Genomic DNA, 1,839 nt, shown 5'->3' on the forward strand with positions numbered 1-1,839 from the left:
CATGATCGAAAACCCCAACGTGACCAGGGCAAGGAACCATTCCTGCAGGCGGACCGCGGTGGGACCAATACGGATCCCGATGAACGCGGCAAGCGCCGCACCGAGACAGATAGTGACAAACGGCGTGATCCCGCTCTTGGCGGCGATGATGGTCGAGGCATAGGCCCCGATCCCGAAGAAGGCGGCATGCCCAAGCGATCCCTGCCCGGAGTATGCAAGGAGGTTCCATGCCGAAGCAAAGATGATACAGATGAGCATCAGGACCATGAGGTTGACGATGAACATGTTGTCGGTCAGGAACGGGACTGCACAGGCAAGGGCAAGGGAGGCAGCCGCCCCGGCCTTCACGATACGGTCGCGGGACTCTTGCTCCATCTCACTCCCCCTTCCCGCCGAACAGGCCGGTCGGCCGTATGACAAGCACGATGATTAAGATGATGAAGGAGACCGCGTCCTTCCAGATGCCACCGAGGAGATATGCAGCCCCGTTCTCGGCAATGCCCATCAACAGCCCGCCAACGATCGCGCCGGGAATGCTGCCGAGCCCGCCAAGAATGATGATCGCAAAGGCCTTGACCGCGGGGATCGAGCCCATGTACGGGTTGAAGACCTGCCCGCTCACCACCCAGAGCGTGCCGGCAGCCGCGGCAAGGGCGCAGCCAAGGCCGAAACTGATGACATCGATCCGTTCGACATCGATCCCGACCAGCATCGCCCCCTTCCGGTTCTGGCTGGTGGCCTGCATCTGCATGCCGAGAGTCGTCCGTTTCAGGAACAGGTACAGCCCGACAAGGACCGCAGCGGTCAGGACGATGATGATGATGTAGTCGAGCGGAACCGCGAGATCCCCGATCGGCACCGAGATGCCGTCGTACGGGCTCCGGATGCTCTGCCAGTTGTCGGTCCAGATGATTGCAGCGCCGTTCTGGATGATGTAGATGAGGCCGATCGAGAGGAAGATCTCGTTGAGTTTGCCCGTGCCGAGGATCGGGCGGAAGCAGAGCCGTTCGACCACCGCCCCGATGACGATGAGGACGAGCATGGACAGGAGCATGATGGCGTACGGGTTGATCCCGCTGAGGTAGAAGATCGTTGCGGTGATGTAGGCACCGATCATCAAAAATTCCCCGTGGGCGAAGTTCACGATCTTCATGACGCCGAAGATCAGGTTGAGGCCGGTTGCGAGCAGGATGTAGATGCAACCGGCGTACAGCCCCCAGAAGAGGATCTGCAGGATGATTGAGAGGTCGTCCATGGGGAACCCGGCACCGTCTTTTCTTACAACACCATCAGTCAGTTAGAGGTAATAAAACAGAGGGGTATTGGTTACGGGCTGCCCGCAACATACCATGACGGCAGGACGAACTCCTGCGTCTTTAAGTTGTCCGGCCAGACGATCTTCGGCCGGGTCTCGCCGGCAGCCGTGTCGAACTCCAGCTGCTCCATCCAGAGATCGAACGAGGATTCGCGGAAATCGGGGGAGAAGGAGATGGTCTGGTCCTTCATCGCCTCGATGACCTGCGGCATCTTCAGCGTGGCAAGCGCCTGCCGGACCGCCACCTTGTCGGTAGTGCCTGCATTCTCCGTTGCCTGTGCAGCGATGAAGACCCCCTCGTACGTGGATGCTCCCATCATGTCCGGGTACGATCCGAATTTTTTGAAGTAGGCCTTTTTGAACGCGTCCTGCGCATCGGCCACCGGGCCGACCGGTGCAACGTAGGGCGAGAACCTGCTCTCGATGATAGCGCCTTCGCCGTACTGGCCAAGGTCCTTGTAGAACTGGGCGTTGTCATTGTTCTCGACATTCAAAAAGATCGTGTTGAGACCGATATCCCGGCG

The 1,839-nt window shown here is 59.4% G+C and carries 2 protein-coding genes and 1 pseudogene; all 3 read right to left on the reverse strand.

Annotation, left to right across the window (positions count from 1 at the left end; translation table 11 throughout):
- Nucleotides 1-375, reverse strand: a pseudogene (locus CW742_RS11615) (hypothetical protein); the annotation flags it as partial.
- 1 nt (nt 376) lies between these two features.
- Nucleotides 377-1,255, reverse strand: coding sequence for a branched-chain amino acid ABC transporter permease (locus CW742_RS11620; protein ID WP_292420564.1), 879 nt, complete (start codon nt 1,253-1,255; stop codon nt 377-379).
- A 71-nt stretch (nt 1,256-1,326) separates the two neighbouring features.
- On the reverse strand, nt 1,327-1,839 hold a 513-nt coding region (locus CW742_RS11625), incomplete at its 5' end, for an ABC transporter substrate-binding protein (protein WP_292420566.1).

The organism is Methanoregula sp., from assembly GCF_002835825.1.
Lineage (GTDB): Archaea > Halobacteriota > Methanomicrobia > Methanomicrobiales > Methanospirillaceae > Methanoregula.

Coding starts and splice junctions, on each gene's coding strand:
- CW742_RS11620 (WP_292420564.1), bottom strand. CDS start 1,255: ATGGACGACCTCTCAATCATCCTGCAGATCCTCTTCTGGGGGCTGTAC.